Origin of the sequence: Frankia sp. AgKG'84/4, from assembly GCF_023242965.2 — a bacterium.
Taxonomy (GTDB): domain Bacteria; phylum Actinomycetota; class Actinomycetes; order Frankiales; family Frankiaceae; genus Frankia.
In genome coordinates, this window is record NZ_JALKFU020000411.1 from 1 (window position 1) to 4,760 (window position 4,760).

The 4,760-nt window shown below is 74.7% G+C and carries 5 protein-coding genes; 1 reads left to right on the top strand and 4 read right to left on the bottom strand.

Annotated elements, in window-relative coordinates; genetic code table 11:
• Positions 1–776: SDR family NAD(P)-dependent oxidoreductase (locus MXD58_RS20155; RefSeq protein WP_250609731.1), on the top strand; the 776-nt coding region annotated here is incomplete at its 5' end.
• A 42-nt stretch (positions 777–818) separates the two neighbouring features.
• Here MXD58_RS20155 and MXD58_RS20160 read toward each other — a convergent pair.
• From MXD58_RS20160 to MXD58_RS20175, 4 genes are read right to left on the bottom strand one after another with little or no spacing between them, the layout of a single operon-like run.
• Positions 819–1,313, bottom strand: a complete 495-nt coding sequence (locus MXD58_RS20160) for a flavin reductase family protein (RefSeq protein ID WP_248837091.1) — start codon at positions 1,311–1,313, stop codon at positions 819–821.
• Positions 1,307–2,125: an alpha/beta hydrolase gene (locus MXD58_RS20165; RefSeq protein WP_248837092.1), complete on the bottom strand. Its 819-nt coding sequence runs from the start codon at positions 2,123–2,125 to the stop codon at positions 1,307–1,309. Before MXD58_RS20165 ends, MXD58_RS20160 begins: the two co-directional genes overlap by 7 nt.
• A gap of 6 nt (positions 2,126–2,131) precedes the next feature.
• Positions 2,132–3,238 carry an LLM class flavin-dependent oxidoreductase gene (locus MXD58_RS20170; protein ID WP_248837093.1) on the bottom strand — a complete coding sequence of 369 codons (1,107 nt, stop codon included), beginning with the start codon at positions 3,236–3,238 and terminating at the stop codon, positions 2,132–2,134.
• A complete protein-coding gene (locus MXD58_RS20175; RefSeq protein WP_248837094.1) occupies positions 3,235–4,665 on the bottom strand; it encodes an LLM class flavin-dependent oxidoreductase in 1,431 nt (476 codons plus the stop codon). Before MXD58_RS20175 ends, MXD58_RS20170 begins: the two co-directional genes overlap by 4 nt.
• Between the last annotated feature and the right edge of the window lie 95 nt (positions 4,666–4,760).

Genomic DNA, 4,760 nt, shown 5'->3' on the forward strand with positions numbered 1-4,760 from the left:
ACACCGCGGCCGGCGAGCGCGTCGCCGCGGAGCTCACCGAGAGCACCGGCGGCGCGCGGCTGCTCGTCCGCCCGCTCGACCTGGCCGACCAGGCGAGCGTCGCGGCGTTCGTCGCCGCCTGGGAGGGTCCGCTCGACATCCTGGTCAACAACGCCGGGATCATGGCCTCGCCGCTGCTGCGCACCGCGGCGGGCTGGGAGCTGCAGTTCGCCACCAACCACCTCGGCCACTTCGCGCTGAGCACCGGGCTGCACGGCGCCCTGGCCGCCGCCGGCGGGGCGGCCCGGGTCGTCTCGGTCAGCTCCAGCGCCCACCACCGCTCGCCGGTCGTCTTCGACGACCTCCACTTCGAGCGTCGCGCCTACGACCCGTGGGCGGCCTACGGGCAGTCGAAGACCGCGAACGTGCTGTTCGCCGTCGAGGCGAGCCGGCGCTGGGCCGGCGACGGCATCACCGTCAACGCGCTGATGCCCGGCGGCATCCGCACCAACCTGCAGCGCTATATCACCGAAGAGGACCTGAACCGGATGCGCGCGGCCGCCGGTGCCGGCGAGTCGCCGCTGCGGTGGAAGACCCCCGAGCAGGGCGCGGCGACGTCGGTGCTGGTCGCGACCTCACCACTGCTCGACGGTGTCGGCGGGCGCTACTTCGAGGACTGCCACGAAGCCGAGCCCGGCGTCCAGGGCCCCCGCCACGGCGTCGCCGCGCACGCCCTCGACCCGGCGGCGGCGGCCCGGCTCTGGGAGGTGTCGACCACCACCCTGGCCGCCGCCTGACCCGGCCGGCCGGCGCCCGCGGCCCCGCCATGGACGGCGCGTTCAGGCGCGGTCGAGGCGGCGGAACTGACTGGCGTGAAAGACCAGTGGGCTGATGTCGTGGTCGGCGTCGAGGTCGTGGACGCGCAGCACGATGATGTCGTGGTCGCCGGCGCGGACCTGCGCCTCGACGCTGGTCTCCAGCCAGCCGCTGGCGCCCTCGAGCAGGACGGCGCCGTCGTCGCTGGTGCGCCAGCCCAGCTCGGCGAACCGGTCGGCGCCGCGGCCGGCGAGCTGACGCGCGGCGTGTTCCTGCGCGGCGCTGAGGATGCTCACGCCCAGGCGCGGCGCGGCGCCCAGCACCGGCCAGGTCGACGAGCTGTGCGCGACGCACAGTGACACCAGCGGCGGGTCCAGGGAGACCGACGTGAACGAGCTGACCAGCAGGCCCACCGGCGCGCCGTCGACGACGGCGGCGACCGCGGCGACGCCGGACGGGAAGGCGCCGAAGACGTGCCGCAGCCGGCGGGGGTCGAACACCTGCGTCGGACTCACCATGAGCTGGCCTCCACCGTGATGGTCGGGACGAGGGGCAGGCCGGCGCGCAGAGCCTCGAGGAAGCTCACGATCTCGGCGGCGACCGTGCGGTGCTGCAGGTCGTTGAGGACGTCGCGGTGCGCGCCGCGGACGACGGCGAGGCGGGCCGCCGGCAGTCCCTTCGCGAGGCGGGCGAGGGCGGCACGGTCGGCGAGCGGGTCGGCGTCGCCGACGAGCAGCAGCTGGGGCAGCTCGGCGGTGCTGCCGTAGGCGGCGTCGAGCAGCGCGTCGGGCAGCGCGTCGGCGAGCGCGCCGGGGCGCACGGCCGGGTCCTCGGCGAGGGCGCCGCGGTGCACCGGGCAGTGCGTGCGGGCGTCGAGTTCGACGTCCCAGCCGCCGGTGACGCGGGTGCCGTGGCCGGGCAGACCGGCCAGGACGAGCGCGTCGGGCCACCAGCGGGCACCCGGCGGGAAGGTCGCCGCCAGCGCGGCGAGGGCGGCGGCGCCGGTGTCCACGCCGAGCAGGACGAGCGGACGGACGAGTCCCTCGGGGCCGTCGAGTGCGGCGACGGCGGCGCTGAGCTGGGCGCCGAAGCGGTCCAGTGATCCGCGCAGGTCGGTGTCGTCGAGGGTCGGCGCGGGCAGGACGCGGACCCGGTAGGCGTCGGCGGCCAGACGCGTGCCGAGCCGGCGATAGGTGCCCGGGGACTCGCCGCGGCCCGCGACGATCAGGACGGTTCCCCGGGTGCGCGCTCCCGGCGGCGGCGCGACGTCCAGAGAGGCGGTGCCGGCGCGGCCGGTGGCGGCGCGGCCGCCGGTGTCAGGGACGCTCATCGCAGGTCAGGCTCCTGCCGGTTCGAGGTGGGCGGCGCGCGTGGTCGGCGGCGCGGACGGATCGGTGGCGGACGGATCGGTGGCGGACGCAGCGGTGGGGGGTGTGCTCGGCGGCGGCGCGGGGGTCCAGCCCAGTGCGGGGGCGACCTGCGTGGCGATGAGTTCCAGGGCGCGCACCGCCGCGTCGTGGTCGATGACCGCCGGGTTGAACTGGGTGATCAGGTCGGTGGCGACGGGCAGTACCCGCTCCCGGCGCAGCTCCTCGACGATCTGCTCGGGATGGCCGTGGAAGGCGTGGAAGCGGCGCAGTGCCTCCTCGAGGTCGATGCCCGCCGCGAAGCCGCCGCGTTCACCGAAGCGCTGGGCGGCGGCGAGCACGCTCGGGCCGATCTGCGCCAGGCTCGCCTGCCGGTCGGCTGCCGGGAAGACGAACCGGGACAGTCCGATGCGGGGGGTGCGCGCGCGGGTCCAGTCCTCGAGGTAGGCGTCGGCCCAGGGTCGCTGCACCTCGTCGGTCGGTGCGTCGTGGCCGTAGGTGGCCCGGTTGAGCAGCAGGTTGGAGCCGGCGGCGGCGACGTGGCGGGCGCCGGGTTCGCTGAACACGCCCTGCCAGATCCGCTCGGTGAAGTCCCCGGCGGGCGGCTGGATGGTGAAGCCGGGCGCGCCGACCTCCTCGTTCGCGAGCGCGCGGCGCAGGACCGCGAGGCCTTCGCTGGTCAGTTCACGCCGGCGGGCGACGTCGCGGCCGAACACCGCGTACTCCAGCTCGCTGGCGCCGCTGCCGACGCCGATCTCGACCCGCCCGCCGCTGAGGGTGTCCACGACGGAGACGTCCTCGGCGAGGCGAACCGGGTCCTCCAGCGGCAGGATGGTGATCGCGGTGGCCAGGCGGATGCGCCGGGTGCGCGCGGCGGCATGCGCGAGGAACGTCCACGGTGAGGGCACCCCGCCGCCAGCGAGGGGCACGTGGTGCTGCGCCACCCAGCCGACGTCGAAGCCGAGTTCGTCGGCGACGACGAACAGCTCCTGCGCGTGGCGGTAGGTGGTGGCCGCGTCGCCGTGACCCTCGACGTGGGTGAGGAACCCCAGGCGCAGCCGCGGGCGGGCGGTCATCGCGCGGCCCCTTCGAGGACAGCGGACCGGTCCGCCGCGGCTGCGGCCACGGCCACGTCGGCATCGGCATCGGCATCGGCATCGGCCACGTCGATGCGCTGCTCGCGCTCGAGGGTGTGGCGGTTGGCAGGGATCGGCAGGCCGAGGTTGCCGCGCAACGTGTCCGCCTCGTACTCGGTGCGGAACAGGCCGCGGCGCTGCAACAGCGGCACCACGTCGCCGACGAAGCGCTCCAGGTCGTCGTGGGTGCGAAAACGCAGGTTCAGACCGTCGGCGGCGTCGGTGAGGAACCATTCCTCGATGGCGTCGGCGACGGTGTTCGGGGCGCCGGTGAACGGCGACGCGGTGTACTCGGTGACGGTCTCGACGACCTCGCGCAGGGTGAGGTTCTCCTCCCGGGCGAGCCGGACGATCTCCAGGCCGCGGGTGCGCCCGCTGCGCTCGGCGAGATGCGCGACGTCGGGGAAGGGTCCGTCGAGGTCGTACTGGGCGAAGTCGTGGCTGCCGAAGCTGCGGCCGAGGAAGCCGAGCTTGCGGTCGAAGTCGTTGTCGGCCTCGAAGATGTCGCGGGACAGCCGGTGCGCGTCCTCGTCGCTGTCCGCGACGACCGGCCCGGCGCCGACGAGGATCACGACGTGGTGGGGGTCGCGGCCGAGCACTCCGGCGCGGGACTTGATGTCGCGGTAGTACGCCCGCGCCTGGTCGATCGTCCCGCCGGGAGCGTAGATGCCCTCGGCGACGCGGGCAGCGAGGTCGCGGCCCTCCTCGGACACCCCGGCCTGGAAGATGACCGGCTGGCCCTGCGGCGAGCGGGACAGGTTCAGCGGCCCGGCGACGGAGAAGTGCTCGCCGACGTGGTCGAGCGAGTGCAGCCGGCTCGGGTCGAGGAACACGCCCCGGGAGACGTCGGCGGGGAACGCGTCGTCCTCGTAGGAGTCCCACAGGCCGCGCACGACCTCGACGGACTCCAGGGCCCGCGCGTAGCGGGTGGCGTAGTCGAGGTGCTCGGCGAGGCCGTAGTTACGCGAGGTGCCGGTGTCGAAGCTGGTGACGACGTTCCATCCGGCGCGGCCGTGGCTGATGTGGTCGAGGGAGGAGAAGCGCCGGGCCAGGTTGAACGGCGCGTTGTAGGTGGAGCTGGCGGTGGCGACCAGGCCGAGGTGGCGGGTGTGGGTCGCGACCGCGGACAGCAGGGTCAGCGGCTCGAGCCGGTTGAGGTAGTGCGACGGGTAGCTGGCGTTGATGAACTGGCTGTCGACGATGAAGTAGGCGTCGAACAGCGCCGCCTCGGCGGTCTTCGCCTGCCGCAGGTAGTAGTCGATGTCGATGCTGGCGTTGGTCGGGACGCGCGGGTCCTTCCACAGGCCGTGCTGGCCGGGGCCGCCGACGCCGTAGGCGCTCAGCGCGAGGTGCAGCGTGCGGGTCATGTCGAATGCCCTTCGGAGTCGGTCGGTGTGCCGGTCGGGGTCAGGCGGGCAGCAGGGCGCGCAGGGCCTCCCGCTCGGCCCGCCCGGCGCGCCCG